Origin of the sequence: Lactobacillus helsingborgensis (assembly GCF_000970855.1) — a bacterium.
GTDB classification, from domain to species: domain Bacteria; phylum Bacillota; class Bacilli; order Lactobacillales; family Lactobacillaceae; genus Lactobacillus; species Lactobacillus helsingborgensis.
On record NZ_KQ034046.1, the window covers coordinates 311,053 to 330,630 of the forward strand.

Sequence of the window (19,578 nt, forward strand, 5' to 3'; positions counted from 1 at the left end):
GCTTTGGTATATATGGAATTATTTTTTTGATTAGGTATTTAATCTGCTTAATTTGTAATTAATTTGCGTATTTGAGTTTTGGTTTGCTTATTTTTTGTTATTTTTGAAGAATATCATCCATTCATAAACACATGTAATAACTGCTATTAGATAATCATACCAATGAAAAGCTTTTGAAAAGCCCACTAAAGAGAGGAGAAACACAGCAATCAACGCTAAAGTAAAAAGGATAGGCATAGCAAGCGTCATATTGTATCTGGCAAGCCAAGTATCGATTGGCAGAAGCTCTAGAGCCAAGATAATGATTATTATTAAAGTAGTATTCATGTTATAGTCACACCTTTTAGATTATTTAAAGATAGATAAATACGACTGTTCGTGCCGTCCAGTAAGCGACTGTGCTGTTAAGGTGAAGATAATGAATTAGCGCATATCGTATACCATCTTCAGCTTTACCTTCATAATCAGTTAGAAAGTTTACAAAAGCTTTTAGTGGCTTAGTTTTTAAACTGTTACCAGTAATTTTAGCAACGTATTTGGCAATTTTCTTAATTGTTTCTAACTTTAAGCCACGTGTCAGGTTATTGTTTTGTTCAGTAATTTTGTCTTGTAAGAGAGTATTCTGCTGCTCCTCATTAAGTCCAGCACCATTAACAATTTGATCAAACTCATCTTGTTGATCTTTAGTTAATGAACCGTACAATGCCCCATATGAACTGTTGTTTTGATTTTCATTGGAATTACTTACGGAGTTGTCCGTAGCAGCAAATGTATTTACTACAGTTGTTGCCATAGTCGTTCCTATAAAACTTGCTGCCGCAAGAGAAATTCCCAATTTTTTAATGGTACTTTTCATAATAGTACGCCTTTCATAATATTTTTCGTCAATGTCGACATTGATACTAAAACCATAGTTCAGTATTAAAATTTGTCAATAAATAATATTAAAAAATAATCATGTATATATAAACATATAGTTCATTAAATATCCAGTTAATTTGTGCTTGATAATATGAAATTATCAAATTTTTCAAAGATTAGTAACTAGAAGATAAAATAAAAAATGACTCTTACAAGTCATTTGAAATATTGATTACTTATTAAAAAAATACAGTAGAAATTAATATTATAGTAGGTGAAATTATTGTCAAAATAACTTTGAATACGTTACTTTTAAACATTAAGTTCCCTATTGTTAGCGAATGATTATAAGCCAGTTAGAAGGGATCTTAATATGTCTCAAAGTCTTATGCCCAATTATTTAAAAATCTTTTGCCACCAGTGTTCATTTTTTCGAACTGGCTCTTTTAGTTCATTAGCAATATTTCTTTCTTTACGTTCTAAAGAGCCCTGGCAGTTACCCAACTCAGACGTGAGCTTAAAGTCAGCGTAACTTTTATTCTTGATACCATTAATGCCAATCCCAATCTGCCGCACTTATCCCGTAGTAATTACTACTACACTTTAAAGAAGAAGGACAAAGAGCGGGATAATCGAGAAATGTTTTATGGCTTTTGAAAAGCAGTTTAAAAATCTCACTGAACTGGAAGACGCATCAGAGACTACATTGAGTATTACAAGCAGAAAAGAATCAAGATTAAACTAAAATACACGACTCCGATTAAATATCGGAATCGTGCGTTAGGTCTTGCTTAATAATAAAATGTTTAACTTTTTAGTTGCACTTCAAAGTCTGAGGGTTTATTTTGGATTGAATTTGCCTAAATAATGGCAGCAATCCATTCGCTAACTTTAATAAATATCCAGCCAATCCAAGTTGTAGCTGAGCCGACAATGTTGGTTATTGAACTAAAAGATTTAATCGAAGTAACATTTGCTTGTAAAGCCGCTTTAGTAAATTCGGGTGCAATAGAAGTGCCAATATAAAAGATGGTGATGATAATTAATAAACCCGAGATAAGCATTCTGAAAATGTTACGATTGCAAAATGGTGCAACCAAAGCAAAGAGAAACATTAGTGAAGCTAAATCAGCAAAAGGCAGCACCTTATTACCAGGCAAAAGAAAGGCTAAAATTATTGCCAGTGGCAAGAGTAACAGTCCTGTTGAAAGCACTGATGGATCATCAATTAGTAAAGCGGTATCCATGCCAATGTAGAATTTTCTTTTAGGAAACCAATCCTTCAATTTGGCATTAACGTGATCTTTAACCATCACGAGTCCAGATACTAATACGTTAACAACTATGGGCAATAAGTACATTGAGGCAGCGATATTAACGCCTAATGTTAAAATCTTAGAAAAACTATAATTTGCTAAGATGCCCATTAATACACCAATAATTGCCCCAAAGCTGATTGGTTCGCCAAGTATACCCATTTTTTTGTTGATAGTTTCAGGATCTAACTGGATTTTATTCAAACCAGGGATATGTTCACAGATCCAATTACCAATGATACCGAAAGGCACCCAGGCCAAACATGTTAAGTGGGGAAAAGAAATACCATTTAAGTCTTTATTAGGAAATTTCTTTTGAATGATAGGTTGTGTGATATCAGCGATGATTAAAGTCAAAGTGTAAATAATCCAATCAGCAATAATAGCGATCCAGTAATTATTGGTCCCGGCGTAGATAACGGCACCAACTAAGAGAAAGATCCAAAAATTAAAGATATCAAGATCAACCGTTTTAGTTAAATTTAAAAACAATAAGATTGCATTTATGACTAAAAAGCCTACTACTGCAACTAACATAATTGGCGAGCCCCAGCCGATAGTAGACGCTGTTCCCCAACCAACATCTGTGACAGTGAGCTTTAAGCCTAGTCGTTCAACCATTGCTTTAGATGCTGGACCCAAAGCGCCAAGCATCAAGTTAATTACCATTGATACTCCGGTAAAGCCGACTCCAACCAGCATACCTGCTTTAAAAGCTTTTGCAGGGTGCATTCTGAAGATTAGACCAACGATAAAAAAGATGATAGGCATCATGACGGCGGAGCCCAAACCGATAATAGAATTAATAAAAGCCATTTAATAACCTCCAATTTATTTATTCATGGTTATTTTTGTGCACTTAAAAATCTTTCAGCAAATAGTTTTGGAGTATTCTTGAAAGCATCGGCGGTAGAACCAGCTAAGTGCGAGGTTAAAGTAACGTTTTCCAAACTTAAAAATGCAGAGTTTGCGGGTAATGGTTCATCGTCAAAAGTATCAATAGCTGCACCCGCAATTTTGCCCTGCTTGAGTACAGCAATCAGAGCTTTTTCATCGACCAGAGCTGAACGCGCCGTATTAATAAAGTAGGCCGTGGGTTTCATTAAATCGAACATATCCTGGTCAATAATGTGGTGGGTTTCTTCCGTAGCCCGCATGTGAATTGTAATGATATCGGATTGTCTAATTAGAGCTGAAATGCTGTCGATTTTTTCGGCATAAAGACTGTTACCCTTAACATAAGGATCGTAAAAAATAATTTTGGCACCAAAGCCCTTTAAAAATTGAGCTACTAATTGGCCGATGTGCCCAAAACCAATGATTCCAATGGTTTTACCACCAATTTCGGGAATATTATCTTTGTTAGGAAAATCCTTGTACCAAATGTCTTCGTGCATTTTGGCATTAGTACGGGCAATATTTCTGGTTTCGGCTAAAATCATACCAACGGTGAATTCCGCAACTGCTCGTGCATTGCGTCCGGCAGTGTTAATCACTTTAATCCCTTTACTTTGGGCATAATCCACATCTACATTTTCCATGCCACCTCTTAAAACACCTATATATTTAAGGTTTTGAGCCAGATCAATGACCTGTTTTCCGATTGGCATAAACTGCGTGATGATCATGTCATAATCTGCTATTTCAGCTAACAAATTTTGATCAGTAATTTCGATTGCATTTGCTCCTTCTTGTTCAATTTTGATATTGTCGTTTTGTAAACTTTCTACAGTTTCATGGCTCCAATCACGAATTTCCACAATGTCGCCATTTTCCTGAAATTGTGTTAAACCTGCTTTTAACATTTCGGGAGTAATCAAGTTATCTCCAAATGCTATTATTTTCATAATTATTCTCCTCTTAACTTTCTGATTAATGCATCAGCATTCCACCGGTTAAATCTACTGTTGCTCCAGTCATATAGCTATAGACGTCGGAAACTAACAGCGTACCCATTTTGGCAATTTCTTCTGGTTCAACCACTCTGCCCATTGGGATTCTGCTGACATAATAATTAGGATCTTTGTCAAGATTGGCCTGAATCATTCTGGTATGCATGATACCGATAGCAATATTGTTGCTGTTGATGCCGTTTTGAGCCTGTTCTCTGGCAAAAGAGGCATTAAAAGCTATTAAGCCTGCCTTAGATGCAGCATAATGAGAGTGTCCGGTTGTTGAACCATAGTAAGCGGCTTGACTAGTTACATTTAAAACGTGCCCGCCGTGTTTTTCCTTATTGGCGGCAAGTGCGAATTTTTGGGCAAGTAGAAATGGTGCCCTAAGGTTGGTTTTCATTTCCAAATCCCAATCTTGCTCTTTAATATCCGTTACTTTGCCACTTAGCCAGATACCGGCGTTATTAATTAAAATATCTATTTGTCCCAACTGCTCGTGGGCTTCATCAAACAGTTTTCTGGCTTGATCAACTTGAGACAAGTCTGTTTTAAAGCCGTAAGCTTTTTGATGAGTCTCTTTTTCTACTTTGTCCAGTGTTACTTCCGGGTGTTCTTTTTCATTTAAATAACTGAAAGCAACTGTGACGCCTTCTTTTGCTAAAGCTAAAACAAATTGTTGTCCTAAACCTGTAGCACCACCGGTTACTAATGCGTTTTTACCTTGTAGTCCTAGTTTCATTATTAATCCTCCTTAAAATTAAATTTTGTTGTTAGTTAGCTGTTTCTAACTGCGTATTGCCAATATCGTTCCAAACAAAAGATTGGTCTTTAACTACTTTTTGATATAGGTCATATTTTTCCTGATAAACTTCTGCTAGTTCAGGATTAGGAGTAATTGTTCTTGAAATATGAACCATACTTTTTGCTGCCGCTTTAAAGTCGGTAAATAAGCCGGACATTACGCCAGCTGCCATAGCTGCTCCCATTGCGCCGTTTTCCTTAACGTTAACTAGTTCTAATGGCTTTTGAAAAATATCCGCAAACATTTGTAACCATACTTGTGAATTAGTGATTCCGCCGGCTATGCGAATTGGAGAAGACAAAACATTGGCATTTATTTTGAGCAATTTTTCAACGTGAGCTTTGTGGGCGAAACAAACACCTTCATAAACTGCATTTACAAATTGGGCTAATGAGGTATCTTTTGAAGCCCCAATGAAGCCGGCAGATGAGTTCGCAATACCAGCGTTAGAGCCAAAAATGAATGGATAAAAAATCAGTTTGCTTTCCCAAGGTTTAACTGCTGCCACCAATTTTGAGCAATAATCATAGATACTATGTTCATCATTAACAATCTTTAACAGTTGGGTATGATCCTTCATAAATGTTTCTGTGAACCAAGTTAAGTTAGAGCCACTTGTAGGTGACGCCTCAGTTAAGAGATATTCGTCCTTAATCGGATAATCAGAAGTCATAAATAAGTCTTTAACAACTGAGATTTTGTTATCAATGTACTGGTTAATGCTCCAAGTTCCAGTTACAATTGATAACTGATTGTGTTTAACCAATCCTGTTGAAAGTGCGCTTGCGGTGATGTCAAATAGCCCACCAGCTACTGGAGTTCCTTCACACAGTCCGGTTTTCTTGCTGACAGCTGCGGTGATTTTCCCGCATTCAGCAGTAGAATCAACTAATGGTGGAATCTTTTTTAACCACTTTTTGATACCGAAAAATTCGAATACCTTTTCATCTAATTTTTCTGTGTCTTGGTTAAAAAGCGAGGTGCCACTTGCGTTTGAAATTTCAAAACCTGCCTTGCCGGTTAGCCAATATCTGACTAAGTCGGTAATCATGAAGACATATTCTGTTTTGTCATAGACTTCAGGTTCATTTTCATCAAGCCACTTTAAAAGGGCAGCTGGTTGTGAGCTCCAAATAGTGGCGTAGGTTCTAGGCCTGACAGCTGTTTCATAATTTTTATCAGCAAGCCATTTTTCGACAATAGCACTGGCCCTGTTATCTGTAGAAATAATGCCGTTGCGCACAAACTGACCATTCTTACCGATTAAGTAAAGGCCATTGCCATGACCAGTCATACCGACCCCAGCAATATCTTTAGGGTTAATTTTTGATTTTTGCAAAACATCATGAATGACCTGAAAGTTTACTGCTCTTAATTCGGACATATCCCTTTCGGTCCAGTATTCATGAGGTGTTAACATTTCCGTATATATTGTGGACTTTGCAATTTCGTTGCCGGCAGCATCATAAATAGCTGCCTTAGTTGAAGTACCACCATTATCTATTCCCATTAAATATTTGGTCATTTTATACCTCTTTCATTGCCATAATTTGCTATTACTAGTAGTAATGCCAGAAAATCCTAATCTAAAAATCTGATCGACCATATTTAAAGTTTTAATAAAACCTCCGGCAAATAATTTAGAACTTATGTTTAATTTAGCTAGATCAGCTGATTCAGCAATTGCTGAACATGCTGGCAAAACTTCAATAGCATCAAACTTATTATTTTCAAGTATTGCGCCGGTTCTTTTAAGAGAACGGCTGTCAATTAAGAAAAAACGATAGATCACGTTGAGGCCAATACTCTTTGCAATATTGCCTGCTTGAATATTAGTAGTAAAAACACCATCCACTTGGTACATGTTTTTAAGTAACCGCAAGCCTTTTGCATCTGGTGCAAAACCTGCAATTAATTCCAAATGTACAAAAGCTTTTTTTCTGAATTTATGAACGTACGAAGTTTGCTTAATTAAGTTTCCTATATCAGTGTTACTCAATAGAATAATTGATGCCTTAGACTTACAAGCAAGTTGCAATAGTTTTAGCTCTCTAACTGAGGGTATGATTGTTTTCTGGTTCTGCATTCAATTTCCTCCAATTAAATTATTACTAGGCTTTATTAAAGAAAATTATTAAGTGGTAATTAGGATTTGGTAGTTGAATATATTTGAAGAGCCTCCTCAACTGTTTTGCCATCATGGACAATTGCAGATAGAGCTGCTACCTTACCAACTGGGTTAGGGTCTTGGGTAATATTTCTTCCGGTTGCAATTCCGCAAACTCCAGCTGTCATTAAGTTGTGGACATATTCGAAGTAGGTCTTGTTGTCAGTTTTTGGTCCTCCCAAAGCAACTGCAGGACGTCTGGTGTTTTCTACAATTTTTCTGTCAGTCTCAATATCGCCAGTAAATCTGGTTTTGATGACATCGGCACCGTATTCAACGCCTAATCTTGCTGCCGTTTTGATATAGTCTGGATTATCTGAGTTAGGTTCTTGGTCAGAAACGGCGTAAGAACAAGGAAGGGTCTCAGCAATCACTGGCACGTTCCATTCCTCGCCTTGTTTTGCGAGCCGCGCTAACATTTTATGAGAAAATTCTTCTCTATCACCTTGACTGCCGGGGAAAGTCATGCAGACAACGCCGCTTGCTCCTAGTTTTAATGCATCAGTGACATCGAAGAATTGTGCTGTTTCAGGAACACTGCTGTCAAAAACATTAACCGACCCGTCTACTCTTAAAATCGTCGGCACATCAATTAAATCTTGCGCAAATAATTGAGCTTGTCCGTATGTAACTAAGGCGCAGTTAAGTCCATACTTTAATAACTGATGAACGCTTTTGACTGAAAAATCTACCCCGTCTGTATTAGCGGAAAAACCGAATCCGTCTAAAGCGACAATAATCGTTTTGCCATCTTTACCAAAAATATTATTTAAACGTTTTGCTTTATCCATTTGTAATCTCCTTTTCTAATTGAAGTCAAAAAAAGAAGGTCCAAATAAACCCAAGTGCAGAATTCTGCACAGGTTTAATTGAACCTTCTAATTTTCTCGTTCAGTTTTATATTTTATTACGATGTAAGCATAGCAGTATTTGAAAACGCTGTCAATAAAATTTGGCAAATTGTTTTAGTAATAATTTTTCAAAGCAAATGCTATTGCTCATATCGTTTAACTATACTATACTTGAAATAGTTGAATACGGTTTCTTCGGGGCAGGGTGCAATTCCTTACCGACGGTGACAATTAATAATTGAAGTCCGTGACCCGCGTTTTGCGGTGGAACTAGTGAGAGTCTAGTACCGACAGTTATAGTCTGGATGGGAGAAGAACAAACAAGATTAGACAGAAAACTCGCGTCGTTATTAAACTTCGCTGAAATCTTATTTGATGAATAAAAAATAAGCCTCGTTGATAAAATCAACGAGGCTTTTTAATGCTTAGGAAGTGAGATAGTGCAAGACAAGGATTATATGCAAATGGCAGCCCAAGAAGCTGTGAAAGCAGAAGGGATGACTTGGACTAATCCATTAGTTGGTGCGGTTTTAGTTAAAAACGAGCAAGTTTTAGCAACGGGCTATCACCACCAATATGGCAGAGAACATGCTGAAGTGAATACGTTAGCGCATTTATCTGACCCCAAAGAGGCTCAGGGAGCAACCCTGTATGTCACACTAGAGCCCTGCAGTCATTATGGCAAACAGCCACCTTGTTGCAAAAAAGTAGCCGAAGCTGGAATCAAAAGAGTAGTTATCGGTCAGGTTGATCCTCATCAAATTGTAGCAGGTAAGGGCATTAAATATTTAGAAAGTCATGGTGTTCAGACTGAGGTCATTGGTGGCACTGAAAATTTAAATGTTGCGTATAACTTTTTTTATCGACAAAAAAGACCATTTGTAACACTTAAATATGCAATGTCTATTGACGGCAAAATTAATGCTGCGGGCAAAACGAGAACGCTTTTGACTGGGGATGCAGCTCAAATAGATGTGCAAAGGTTGCGCCTGCAAAACCAAGCAATTTTAATCGGGGCCAATACCTTACGAATTGATAATCCGCTGTTAACAGTTAGAATTAAGAACTTACCACAGCCACCAATTAAGATTGTGTTAACTAGGGATGCTAATCAGCTTGATTTTTCCAGTCAGATATTTAAGACACGTGGTGAAATTTGGCTGTTAAGTACAACCAATTTGTCGCAAAAAGTAACTGAAAACGTCCATTGCTATACTGCTGCTAATTGGACACCAACAAAAATAGTGCAATTTTTAGCTGAACATGAAATTCAGTCACTATTAGTTGAAGGTGGCAGCAACGTACAGGCTCAATTTGTAGCGGCCGGTTTGGCGGACGAGATAGTAACATACGTAGCTCCTTTAGTTTTAGGCGGCACTGGTTTACCAGCTGTGTTTGGTCAGCCTGCAGCAACAAAAAGTGACTATCAACTTTTGGATGTTAAGAGATTCAATCAAGATATCAGAATACGCGTGAGGAGAAAAGAATGTTTACAGGAATAATTCAGGCAACAGGCACCATTACTCGTTTAGAAATTAACGCGCAACATGCCAGATTGGGCATCTGTGCTTCTGCATTAACGCCAGCAGATTTGCCATTAGGAGCAAGTATTGCCGTTAATGGTATTTGTTTGACTGTTACTGATTGGAGCGATAATGACTTTGCGGTAGACGTAATGCCGGAAACAATGAAAAGGACTAATCTAGGCCATTTACAAAAAGGTAGTTTGGTAAATTTAGAGCCCGCACTAGCACTGAACGGCAAACTAGATGGTCATATTGTTGCGGGTCATGTTGATACCACAGCTGAACTGGTAATAAGAAACGAAAATGAGAATTCCATAGAATTAGAATTCGCAGTACCACATAAGTATGCTCCCTTTATTGTTGAAAAAGGGTCGATCGCTATTGACGGCATCAGTTTAACCGTCACGATGGCAGAGAATGATCATTTTGGCGTAAGTTTAATTCCTTATACCATTCAAAATACTACGCTTGCACATTATCAGGTCGGTGATAAAGCAAATATTGAAGTGGATATGATTGGTCGCTACGCAGTTAAGCAGATTCAGGCTTGGAAAAAAGAATTTTGATGGAGAAAAAAATGACAGAACAATTGAATAAAAAAATACAAAAAGTATTACAGCATATGTTAAAAGGTGGATTAGTTATTGTCGCTGATTCGCCTCAACGTGAGTCTGAAGGGGATATGATTGGCTTAGCAGAGAAGGTTACACCGCAAGCGGTTAATATGATGATTACTAAGGCTCGTGGATTATTATGCGTACCAATGAGCAAAGCGTATGCCGACCGTCTGCAATTAAAACCAATTGAAACTGGCTCGAACGATACTTTTGGCACGGCTTTTACTCTTAGTGTTGACTCCACTGAAACTACTACGGGAATTTCAGCTTTTGATCGTGCGAAAACAATTAAAAAGTTAGCGGATCCTAATAGTCAATGGGCTGATTTTTATCATCCTGGTCATGTTTTCCCGTTAGTAGCTAAAGAAGGTGGCGTGCTGGAACGGACCGGTCATACAGAAGCAGCCTTAGATTTGGCAAGACTAGCTGGCGTTGCTCCTGTTGGCTTTATCTGTGAATGTATTAAAAAAGATGGAACAATGGCCAGACGCAAAGACTTGAAAGCTTTAGCAGAAGGACTTGGCATACCTTATTTGACCATTGAGGAGTTAATTGAGTACCGTAAAAATCAGGAAAACAAAGATTTGGGGATTGAATCTTTTACTAAGGTTGACTTTCCTACAAAATATGGTCACTTCCAGCTTGAAGGTTTCAGAGATACAAAGCACCCTGAAAAGCAGCCAACTTTATTGATTAGCAAAGGTGAAGTTAAAAAAGGTGACCCGCTTTTATTGCGGCTTCACAGTGAATGCTTAACGGGAGATGTGTTTGGTTCTAAGCGTTGTGATTGTGGCGCTCAACTTGCCGCAGCATTAACTAAAATTGAAGAAAATGGTTCAGGAGCAGTTTTATACTTGCGTCAAGAAGGTCGGGGAATTGGTCTTGAGAATAAATTACGTGCTTATAAGCTGCAAGATGAGGGTATGAATACAGTAGAAGCTAATCAACATCTTGGACTGCCGGTTGATGCTCGCCGCTACAATGTTGCTGCTGAAATTTTAAGACAAAAAGGCGTTAGCGAAGTTAAATTAATGACTAATAACCCGGATAAAGTAGCGCAATTAGAAAACTATGGCATCAAAGTTACTGAACGCATTCCAGTTGAAGTGGGCATGACTGAAGAAAATAAAAAATATTTGGCGACTAAAAAACATGAAATGAATCATATTTTAAATGAGGTGGATTAATTATGAAAGAAATTAACGGAAACATTGCTCAAGGACAAGATAAAAAGATTGGGATTGTTGTTGCTCAGTTTAATGGTGTGGTCACAGACCGTTTGCTTTCTGGAGCAGTGTCACAATTAAAAAAATCGGGCGTGAAAGATGAAAATATTGTGATTGTGAGAGTACCGGGTGCCTTTGAAATTGCTCGTACAGTCAACTGCCTAGCAAAAAGTGGCCAAGTCGATGGCATTATTGCTCTAGGCGCAGTAATTCGGGGCGAAACTGCTCACTTTACCTATGTTTGTGAAGGCACTACGTCGCAGTTGGCAGCAGCATCAGCTAACGGAAAAGTACCAGTGATGTTTGGCGTGTTAATGACTGATACAGTTGCACAAGCAACTGATCGTGCCGGTGGTAAGTCAGGCAATAAAGGTGCAGAATGTGCGACGGATGTGTTAGAGGTTTTAAATATAGAAGAACAAATTAAACAATTATAATTACTACATTTAATCACTGTTAATAATGACTAGAAAACAAGTCGTTTCTATTCTCAGAAACGACTTGTTTTCTTTTTAATTAATAAATATGTGATTATCAATTATATATTATATAAAAGCTATTAATGTTATTTTATATCTTGAATTTTACTGTAGTATTTTAATTTATTTATCATTATTTTAGTAAAAATAATTTATAATAAGCTTGCTTTGTTATTGTTTAATATATATACTGAAGATGTGATAGTATACATACTTTTTTAGACAAAATAGTTCGATTTATGATAGAGGTAAGAAATGAATAAAGGATTAGATCACAATAAGCGGACTGGAGCACTGCTTTTTAGCAGTTTAACGGCAGCTGCGCTTGGTTTGATGAGTTTGAATACTAATGTCGTAAAGGCTGATAGCAATTCAGGAACACAAGACACTGCACGAAGCTTTAATAAGAATGATAATGATAGTCGTGTTAAAACTCGAGTAGCAAACAATACTGTATCTCAAGTAAATAATCAGGTCGTTACTACTAATAATGCGAATACCACTGCACCAGAAGGAAATGCTAATGGTACTACAGATAATGCAGATGAAACTCAAAATGGGAGTGTAGACTCACCGCAGGGCAACAATAAAGATTCCAACTCTCAAACTTCTGCTGGTAATGATCAACCAGAAACAGACATCACTAAGAATGAAAACAACATTAGTACAAAAACTATTAAAACAGGTAAGTGGGGTAATGCTGACGTAAGGTACGATAGTGATACTAACGTATTAACTGTGAGTGGGAGTCATGATAAGGATAATCCGACTATTGTAAGTAATGCTGGTCTCGTAGCTGGATTTCTAGGTCAAGATGGACCAGACCCTGAGTGTACGCATGTAAAAAAGGTAAACTTTGACGGCTACTTTAAAGTTGTCGGCGATGTTAAGTCAGTTTTTATTCGTCTTAGAGGCCTAACTGATATTGAAGGTTTAGAAAACGTTGATACTTCGGAAGCAACCACCATGTATGCCTGGTTTAGTCAATGCAGTAGTCTTAAACATGTAGATCTTTCTCATTTTAAAACCTCAAATGTTAAAAATATGTATTGTATGTTTGACCGCTGTACCAATCTTGAAGATCTTGACCTAAGTAAATTTGATACTTCCCAAGTCAAAGATATGTCATATATGTTTGCTGGTTGCAAAAGTCTCAAAGAATTAGATTTGCAGAATTTTAATACTTCCCAAGTCACAAATATGTCATGGATGTTTGCAGGGTGTGAGAGTCTTGAAAAATTAAATGTTACTAGCTTCAATACCACTAATGTTAAAGACATGTCATATATGTTTAATCACTGTGCAAGTTTGACTAACATTGATGTACACAGTTTTGATACTAAAAATGTTGAAAACATGACGTCAATGTTTAGTATGTATTATAAATACTCTAGCGATACGAGTTCAGTATTCGGTTGGGATTCCAGCCTTGTCTCACTTGATCTTTCTAACTTTAATACTAGTAAAGTTACGGATATGTCATTTATGTTCATGAAATGTACAAAGCTAAAAGACCTAAACATTTCTAGCTTTGACACCTCTCAAGTTACAACTATGAATAGTATGTTTCAAGGATGTAATAAATTAACATACTTAGACCTGCGCAACTTTGATACTGCAAATGTTGTAGATATGTCATACATGTTTCGTGATACGAATAGTTTAATCGGTTTAAATTTGTCAAGTTTCAATACTTCTAAAGTAAAAAGCATGAGTCAAATGTTCTATCTCTACGCTAATCCTAAAGTAGATGGTAAATATCCTAAACTTTCGAACTTAAGAACCCTAGACATCAGCAATTTTGATATGAGTAGTAATGGTAACACCTTTGATATGCTGAAAGGGCACCAAAACCTGCTAGTTTTGAAACTGGGAAAAGGAAACAAACTCGTTTCAATTATGGGTCTTGATACACCAGGAACTTGGTTAAATGTTGGAAAGAAAACAATGCAGGATCCTGAAGGCTCAGAAAAATGGTCATCAGATCAACTGATAAACAATTGGAAAGATGGTGCAAAAGATGAAACGTACGTGCGTGAAACTACAATAACAGCACACTATCAAGATGAAGAGGGCAAGAAGCTTGCAGATGATGAGACCTACACTGGCACATACGGCACTCCTTATGAAGCTAAAGTCAAAGAAATTCCTGGTTATGTTTTAACGGCTATGCCGAAAAATGCTAAAGGACTGATAGGCGAAAACGTAGATGATATTATGTTTATTTATCAAAAACCTACAAATAACGGTAAAACGCCTATTAAGGCCGCTGATGTAACGGTTCATTATGAAGATGAAAACGGTAATCAAATCGCTCCTAATGTTATTTTAAGCGGTAATGTTGGTGACGGCTATCAAACTGAAACAAAAACTATTTCCGGTTATACGTTAAAGACCAGACCTAATAACGCTACAGGTTTCTTTACCAGCCAACCTCAGGACGTGGTTTACGTTTACACGAAGAATGATCAAAGTGCTAAGGAACCGGGAAAAGAACCAGGACAGGAACCAAGCGACAATGACAATAGTCATAATTCTAGCGGTAATTCAAAGCCGAATAAGAATAAGAAGGGACCACATAAGACTAATAAAAAGGCAACTAAAGAAAGCAAGTCTACCAGTAAGCCAAATAACGCTCGTGAACAACTAAGTAAGTCTACTGGTGCAAGTAAAAAGACCAGAACTTTGGCTCAGACAGGTTCAGATAGAAAATCTCAAGTAGGTATGCTTCTCATAGGCGCTTCAGCACTAATTTTGAGTCTTTTAGGTGCGGAGATTGAACGCAGAAGAAAAGAATAATAACTGTTTGAAGCATATTAATTTAAAAAGTTAACTTAAATCAATCATTTCTATTACGAGAAATGGTTGATTTTTTTGACCAATTTTTAATTGATCATTTCTTGGCGGTACCGCTGCACATTATTGCCAAGAAGGCTAAAAACAAGTAAAAGGGCAATTCCTGCAGCAAGTAAAGTAAGAGCTGGTTGGTGGCAAGCATTGGCGATTGCAGATATTCCGACAGTAAAAAAGATATTCAAGAGAGCACTCCCCAGCTGCAAGAAACTTGATTGGGAAGACTGCACCTCTTTACCGGTTCTTTTAATTCTAGTTTTATTGCACCAATTAGCGATTGGTAAAGTTTCGCCATATATCAGTACAGTAATAACAGTCATAGTAACGATTGTTTGGTTTAAAAAGAAAATTCCTAAAGCCAGCGTGGTAATAAATACTAAAGCACTAAGTAACCAAAATGTATTATCAAAGCGAATAAGAATAGCACCTAAGAAAAGACCACTGATAACGGCAACTAGTAGCCAGTAAACGTGACTATAATTAGGATCAATCGCTTTCCAAAAATAGATCATCAATCCGTTAAATACTGCTTGGAGAGCACTGGTAAAAATGGCAATAATAACTGAGGCGCGTAAGCCTTTGTTAGCAGCTATTTTGTGCCAAACTGTCACGAGATGGGTTAAGGTTTTAAAACTATTTTGATTTTTAGTAAAGTGGTTCTGGTGTAAAGCATTAGAGAGAAAGATATTTATAAAAAAGCCGCCGCTTGCTACCAAGAGGAAAGACAAATAGTTGCGGGTAGTAAAAATTAAAACTGCCATCGCTGCCACACTGGCAATATTACCGATCAGACCAGCAATGGAATTATGGTTAATAGTTGGCTCCAGTGCATTATCAGTCAGAAGTGACTTTAAATTCCCAGTGAAAGATAACCCTTCTACTAAGCTAAACATTGTTATACAAAGGTCAACCATAATGTATAAGGGTACAAAGTATTTTTGTGGAAAAGTAAAAGGGAGTAATAAAAATAAACTCAGTAAAATATACATCCAGATAAGCATGCGTCTCTTATCAGTGTTATCAAGCTTGGAACCAATAAATAAGACACTCACAATAAGTGCTAATGAACTGATACTTGAGATCAAGCCGTTAATAACGATATTATCTGAATATTCACGGATAATTAGTGAACCGCCAATTCCAACCAAGATGCTGCTAAAATTCGTCAAAAAATTGATTAAAGGTAATAATATTTGATTACGGCTGAGAAAGTTATTATTATTCAATTTTGCCACGCCTTTCGTTTGCTGTAATGAGAAGCGTACCATGTAGCAATTTTTCTGGCACCAAAAGTAACACAAAAGACCGTTTTCTTTGCGTAAAACGGTCTTTTTTAATATACAAATTCGTAAATCAAAAATTTGTTTTTTCACTAAATAAAACTTACTTAATTCGTTTTGACAATTTACTACTGCCAAAAGTGCCACTAGATTTCCTTGTAAGCGTATACAAGCTCCCATAGAATTAATATAGATAGATTTAAAGAGGAGGAAAATGATGTCACAAGAAAGTTTAGTTACTGGTCAAAATACAGTAAAAAGTAAAAAATCAGTCAAAACTAGAGTGCAGCAATTTGGCACAGCGCTTTCGGGTATGATTATGCCTAATATCTCAGCGATTATAGCTTGGGGCCTAATTACTGCTTTATTCATGGTTCCAGGTGGCTGGTTCCCTAACGCACATATTGCAGAGTTGATTAATCCAATGCTGCATTACTTATTACCATTGCTGATTGGCTATGTAGGCGGTCGGATGGTCTATGATGAGCGCGGAGCAGTTCTTGGCGCTATCGCCACCACCGGTGTTATCGTCGGAGCCAAAGTACCAATGTTTCTTGGTGCGATGATTATGGGCCCTTTAGGCGGTTGGTGCATTAAGAAATTTGATCAATTATTTTTAGATAAAATAAGAGCCGGTTTTGAAATGATTTATAAAAATTTCTCTGCCGGTATCATTGGTATTATTTTAGCCATTATTGGCCAATCCATCATTAATCCTTTAGTTGTCAGTGGGAGTAATTTAGCTGCTAAAGGTGTTTCTTGGATTATTTCCGTTCACTTATTGCCATTAGCCAACATTTTTATTGAACCAGCAAAGGTTCTATTCTTAAACAATGCTGTCGGTAACGGTATCTTGGTTCCCTTGGGTATCCAGCAAGCAGGACAGCTGGGTAAGTCAATGCTATTTTTACTGGAATCTAATCCTGGACCCGGTTTAGGAATTTTATTAGCTTTTTGTCTTTACGGCAAAGGAAGTTCAAAGTCTTCTGCTCCCGGTGCAGTTATTATTCACTTTTTGGGTGGTGTTCATGAAATATACTTCCCCTATATTTTAATGAAACCTATTTTAATTATTCCAGCAATTTTAGCAGGTGTTTCAGGTACATTTACGTTCCAATTATTAGGTGCTGGTTTAAAAGCTGCTGCTTCACCGGGTTCGATTATTGCAATTTTACTGATGACGCCAAAAGGCAGCTATATAGCAAACCTAGCCGGAGTTTTGGTAGCAACTGTTGTCTCGTTTGTTTTATCTGCAATCATTTTAAAGCGGGATAAATCTTTAGGTGGTGACCTGGAAGAAAAGCAGGCACAAGTAGAGCAAATGAAAGCTGAATCCAAAGGAATTACCAATAATAATGCGGACTTCAGCAGATCTGGAAAGATTAACAAGATTATTTTTGCTTGTGATGCCGGAATGGGTTCATCTGCAATGGGCGCATCTTTACTTCGTGACAAATTGAAAAAAGAAGGAATTACTGATATTTCAGTTACCAATACTGCTATTCGTGATCTTAAACCTGAACCAAATTTATTAGTTGTAACACAGAAAGAATTAGCAGATCGGGCTATTGCCCAAACTCCAGATGCAATGCACATTTCTGTAGGTAATTTTATGAGCAGCAGCCGCTATGATGAAATTGCTGCAATGCTCAAGCAGGAAACTAAAGAAAATAAACCTAGTGGCGCAGATAAGAATACAGCTGGAACTACTAGTCTTCTTGACGAGATCGATTTTGACAGAGTCCAAAAAATATATTTCGTCAGCGGGAAAAATAATATAGGTTCAACTACCATGGCTGTAAGCTTATTCAATGATGAACTTGCCAAAACTCACCAGAAATTTGTTGCTGCCAGAAAAGCACTTGACGAAGTTGTTGATAGTGCAGATGAGCTGCTCATCACAACCAAACCTGTAGCAGAGCAGTTAGGTAGTCAAATAAGTAAAGCACAAGTGATTGTGGTTGATGATTTGCTAAAAAGTAAAGAACTAAAAGAATTGGTTCTTTATCTAAATGGTAAGGATGTGTAAGATGATGAACCTTGATCAAAATATGATAGTACTTAACCAAAAATTTGACACAAAAGAAGATGCAATTCGCGCAGCTGGACAGTTGTTAGTTGATGGTGGTTGTGTAAGCACTGATTATATTGACTCAATGATTGCTCGTAATAAGGAGCTTTCCACATACGTTGGCAACTTCATAGCTATTCCCCATGGTACAGAAGAAGGGAAAAAGTACATCAAAAAAACTGGTATTGCTTTTATTCAAGTTCCGGAGGGGATTGACTTCTCAGATGATCCAGCAAAAAAGCAAATTGTGACTGCCATTTTTGGAATTGCGGGTATTAATAATGAGCATTTACAAGTTTTATCACAAATTGCATCATTTTGTGGACAGATTGACAATGTGGCTCACTTAGCAGACGCTCAATCAAAACAAGAAGTGATTGATTTATTGGAAGGAGCAAAAGATTGATGAAAGCAGTTCATTTTGGAGCAGGTAATATTGGTAGAGGCTTTATTGGAGAAACTCTTGCCGCTAATGATTTTGCAATTACATTTGTTGACGTTAACGACACCATCATTAACGAACTTAATAAACGTAAAGAATACACCATTGAACTGGCTGCAGAAGAACAACAGAAAATTACTGTTAAAAATGTTTGTGGCATAAATAATGGGCAAAATCCAGAAGAAGTGGTCACTGCCATTGCTCACACAGATTTAGTGACGACTGCTATTGGACCCAAGATTTTGCAGTTTATTGCTCCACTGATTGCACAAGGGATCAGTGCCCGTAAGAATGCTGGCAATGAGGAAAAACTTGACTGCATAGCTTGTGAGAATATGATTGGCGGTTCACAATTATTAAAAAAGGAAGTCTATCAGCATTTAAATGAAGATGAAAAAGAATACTGCCAGCACTATATTGGCTTTCCCAATGCAGCAGTAGACCGTATTGTTCCTTTACAAAAGCATGATGATCCGCTCCTTGTTTCGGTGGAGCCATTTAAAGAATGGATAGTTGATGAATCTCAGATGGCTAATCCTTCTTTAAAATTAACTGGAGTTGATTATGCACCTGATTTGGAACCATACATTGAGCGCAAATTATTTTCGGTTAATACTGGGCATGCTACGGTTGCCTACACTGGAAAAACTTTAGGCTACACCGATATTGGCGAAGCGATTAAGGATGAACGAGTATTAAACCAGCTAAAAGGTGTTTTACAAGAAACTGGCGCTCTGCTGATTGCTAAATGGCACTTTGATCCCGCTCAACATGCACAGTACCAAAAGAAAATTATTCAGCGTTTTGAAAATCCATACATTTCCGATACTATAGCTCGCGTCGGACGCACCCCAATTCGCAAGTTAGGTTATGATGAAAGATTTATCAGACCAATTCGTGAAGCTAAGAAACGGGGATTAAAGTATGACAAGTTGCTTGAAACCGTAGCTAAAATATACCAGTTTGATGTTCCAAGTGATGATGAAAGTGTCAAACTACAACAGTTAATCCAGAATAAATTTGCCGAAGTAGTTAAGCAAACAACCAGCTTGCAAGATCAAGATTTGATTGGTGAAATTGCTACTCAAATATCAGCAGAATTTAAAAAATAAATTAATTTAATGTATTAAAAACAGCCGTTATATAGTTTAATCATATTAATGGCTGTTTTCTTAATTAAATGTATTATCGC

At 37.1% G+C, this 19,578-nt stretch carries 18 protein-coding genes and 1 riboswitch; of the genes, 9 read left to right on the forward strand and 9 right to left on the reverse strand.

The features are described from left to right. Positions 1 to 87: 87 nt before the first annotated feature. Complete coding sequence (locus JF73_RS01450; RefSeq protein WP_038521144.1) at positions 88 to 327, reverse strand: hypothetical protein; 240 nt, start codon at positions 325 to 327, stop codon at positions 88 to 90. 25 nt (positions 328 to 352) lie between these two features. Next, a complete protein-coding gene (locus tag JF73_RS01455; protein ID WP_046326696.1) occupies positions 353 to 856 on the reverse strand; it encodes a hypothetical protein in 504 nt (167 codons plus the stop codon). Positions 857 to 1,554: 698 nt separating this feature from the next. Between JF73_RS01455 and JF73_RS09940 the strand changes: the two genes are divergently transcribed. Beyond that, the gene (locus JF73_RS09940; protein WP_084608697.1) at positions 1,555 to 1,656 is read left to right on the forward strand and encodes an IS3 family transposase; all 102 of its coding nucleotides are present in this window, start codon (positions 1,555 to 1,557) and stop codon (positions 1,654 to 1,656) included. Positions 1,657 to 1,721: 65 nt separating this feature from the next. Here the strand turns inward: JF73_RS09940 and JF73_RS01465 are convergent, their stop codons facing one another. The 6 genes from JF73_RS01465 to JF73_RS01490 are packed head-to-tail and all read right to left on the reverse strand — an operon-like array spanning position 1,722 to position 7,832. Further along, positions 1,722 to 2,993, reverse strand: a complete 1,272-nt coding sequence (locus JF73_RS01465; RefSeq protein ID WP_046326698.1) for a PTS galactitol transporter subunit IIC — start codon at positions 2,991 to 2,993, stop codon at positions 1,722 to 1,724. Positions 2,994 to 3,022: 29 nt separating this feature from the next. Further along, positions 3,023 to 4,024 carry a 2-hydroxyacid dehydrogenase gene (locus tag JF73_RS01470; protein ID WP_046326699.1) on the reverse strand — a complete coding sequence of 334 codons (1,002 nt, stop codon included), beginning with the start codon at positions 4,022 to 4,024 and terminating at the stop codon, positions 3,023 to 3,025. Positions 4,025 to 4,049: 25 nt separating this feature from the next. Continuing rightward, positions 4,050 to 4,811, reverse strand: a complete 762-nt coding sequence (locus tag JF73_RS01475; RefSeq protein ID WP_046326700.1) for an SDR family NAD(P)-dependent oxidoreductase — start codon at positions 4,809 to 4,811, stop codon at positions 4,050 to 4,052. A gap of 31 nt (positions 4,812 to 4,842) precedes the next feature. Beyond that, positions 4,843 to 6,399 (reverse strand): FGGY-family carbohydrate kinase, encoded by a 1,557-nt coding sequence (locus JF73_RS01480; protein WP_046326701.1) that lies wholly within the window; start codon positions 6,397 to 6,399, stop codon positions 4,843 to 4,845. A 12-nt stretch (positions 6,400 to 6,411) separates the two neighbouring features. Continuing rightward, complete coding sequence (locus JF73_RS01485; protein ID WP_046326702.1) at positions 6,412 to 6,960, reverse strand: glycerol-3-phosphate responsive antiterminator; 549 nt, start codon at positions 6,958 to 6,960, stop codon at positions 6,412 to 6,414. Positions 6,961 to 7,019: 59 nt separating this feature from the next. Next, positions 7,020 to 7,832: a class I fructose-bisphosphate aldolase gene (locus JF73_RS01490; RefSeq protein WP_046326703.1), complete on the reverse strand. Its 813-nt coding sequence runs from the start codon at positions 7,830 to 7,832 to the stop codon at positions 7,020 to 7,022. 247 nt (positions 7,833 to 8,079) lie between these two features. Further along, positions 8,080 to 8,213, forward strand: a riboswitch (FMN riboswitch). 119 nt (positions 8,214 to 8,332) lie between these two features. Here JF73_RS01490 and ribD point away from each other — a divergent pair. The 5 genes from ribD (at position 8,333) to JF73_RS09290 (ending at position 14,539) form a co-directional block, all read left to right on the forward strand. Beyond that, positions 8,333 to 9,394, forward strand: coding sequence for a bifunctional diaminohydroxyphosphoribosylaminopyrimidine deaminase/5-amino-6-(5-phosphoribosylamino)uracil reductase RibD (gene ribD, locus JF73_RS01495; RefSeq protein ID WP_218838184.1), 1,062 nt, complete (start codon positions 8,333 to 8,335; stop codon positions 9,392 to 9,394). Then, a complete protein-coding gene (locus tag JF73_RS01500; protein WP_038521194.1) occupies positions 9,379 to 9,984 on the forward strand; it encodes a riboflavin synthase in 606 nt (201 codons plus the stop codon). The genes ribD and JF73_RS01500 overlap by 16 nt, the downstream gene beginning before the upstream one ends. An 11-nt stretch (positions 9,985 to 9,995) precedes the next feature. Beyond that, the gene (locus JF73_RS01505; RefSeq protein WP_046327374.1) at positions 9,996 to 11,222 is read left to right on the forward strand and encodes a bifunctional 3,4-dihydroxy-2-butanone-4-phosphate synthase/GTP cyclohydrolase II; all 1,227 of its coding nucleotides are present in this window, start codon (positions 9,996 to 9,998) and stop codon (positions 11,220 to 11,222) included. A gap of 2 nt (positions 11,223 to 11,224) precedes the next feature. Beyond that, positions 11,225 to 11,698 (forward strand): 6,7-dimethyl-8-ribityllumazine synthase, encoded by a 474-nt coding sequence (gene ribH / locus JF73_RS01510; protein ID WP_046326704.1) that lies wholly within the window; start codon positions 11,225 to 11,227, stop codon positions 11,696 to 11,698. Between the two features lie 297 nt (positions 11,699 to 11,995). Then, positions 11,996 to 14,539, forward strand: coding sequence for a BspA family leucine-rich repeat surface protein (locus JF73_RS09290; RefSeq protein ID WP_052727757.1), 2,544 nt, complete (start codon positions 11,996 to 11,998; stop codon positions 14,537 to 14,539). Positions 14,540 to 14,625: 86 nt separating this feature from the next. Here the strand turns inward: JF73_RS09290 and JF73_RS01520 are convergent, their stop codons facing one another. Beyond that, the gene (locus JF73_RS01520; RefSeq protein WP_046326705.1) at positions 14,626 to 16,020 is read right to left on the reverse strand and encodes an MFS transporter; all 1,395 of its coding nucleotides are present in this window, start codon (positions 16,018 to 16,020) and stop codon (positions 14,626 to 14,628) included. Between the two features lie 67 nt (positions 16,021 to 16,087). Here JF73_RS01520 and JF73_RS01525 point away from each other — a divergent pair, with 67 nt between their 5' ends. From JF73_RS01525 to JF73_RS01535, 3 genes are read left to right on the forward strand one after another with little or no spacing between them, the layout of a single operon-like run. Further along, on the forward strand, positions 16,088 to 17,902 hold the full coding sequence (locus JF73_RS01525; protein ID WP_084608670.1) for a PTS mannitol transporter subunit IIBC: 1,815 nt from the start codon (positions 16,088 to 16,090) through the stop codon (positions 17,900 to 17,902). Positions 17,903 to 17,906: 4 nt separating this feature from the next. After that, entirely contained in the window at positions 17,907 to 18,350 is a 444-nt protein-coding gene (locus tag JF73_RS01530) for a PTS mannitol transporter subunit IIA (protein WP_046327376.1), read from the forward strand. Beyond that, positions 18,350 to 19,498 carry a mannitol-1-phosphate 5-dehydrogenase gene (locus JF73_RS01535; protein WP_046326707.1) on the forward strand — a complete coding sequence of 383 codons (1,149 nt, stop codon included), beginning with the start codon at positions 18,350 to 18,352 and terminating at the stop codon, positions 19,496 to 19,498. The genes JF73_RS01530 and JF73_RS01535 overlap by 1 nt, the downstream gene beginning before the upstream one ends. Positions 19,499 to 19,578 lie beyond the last annotated feature (80 nt).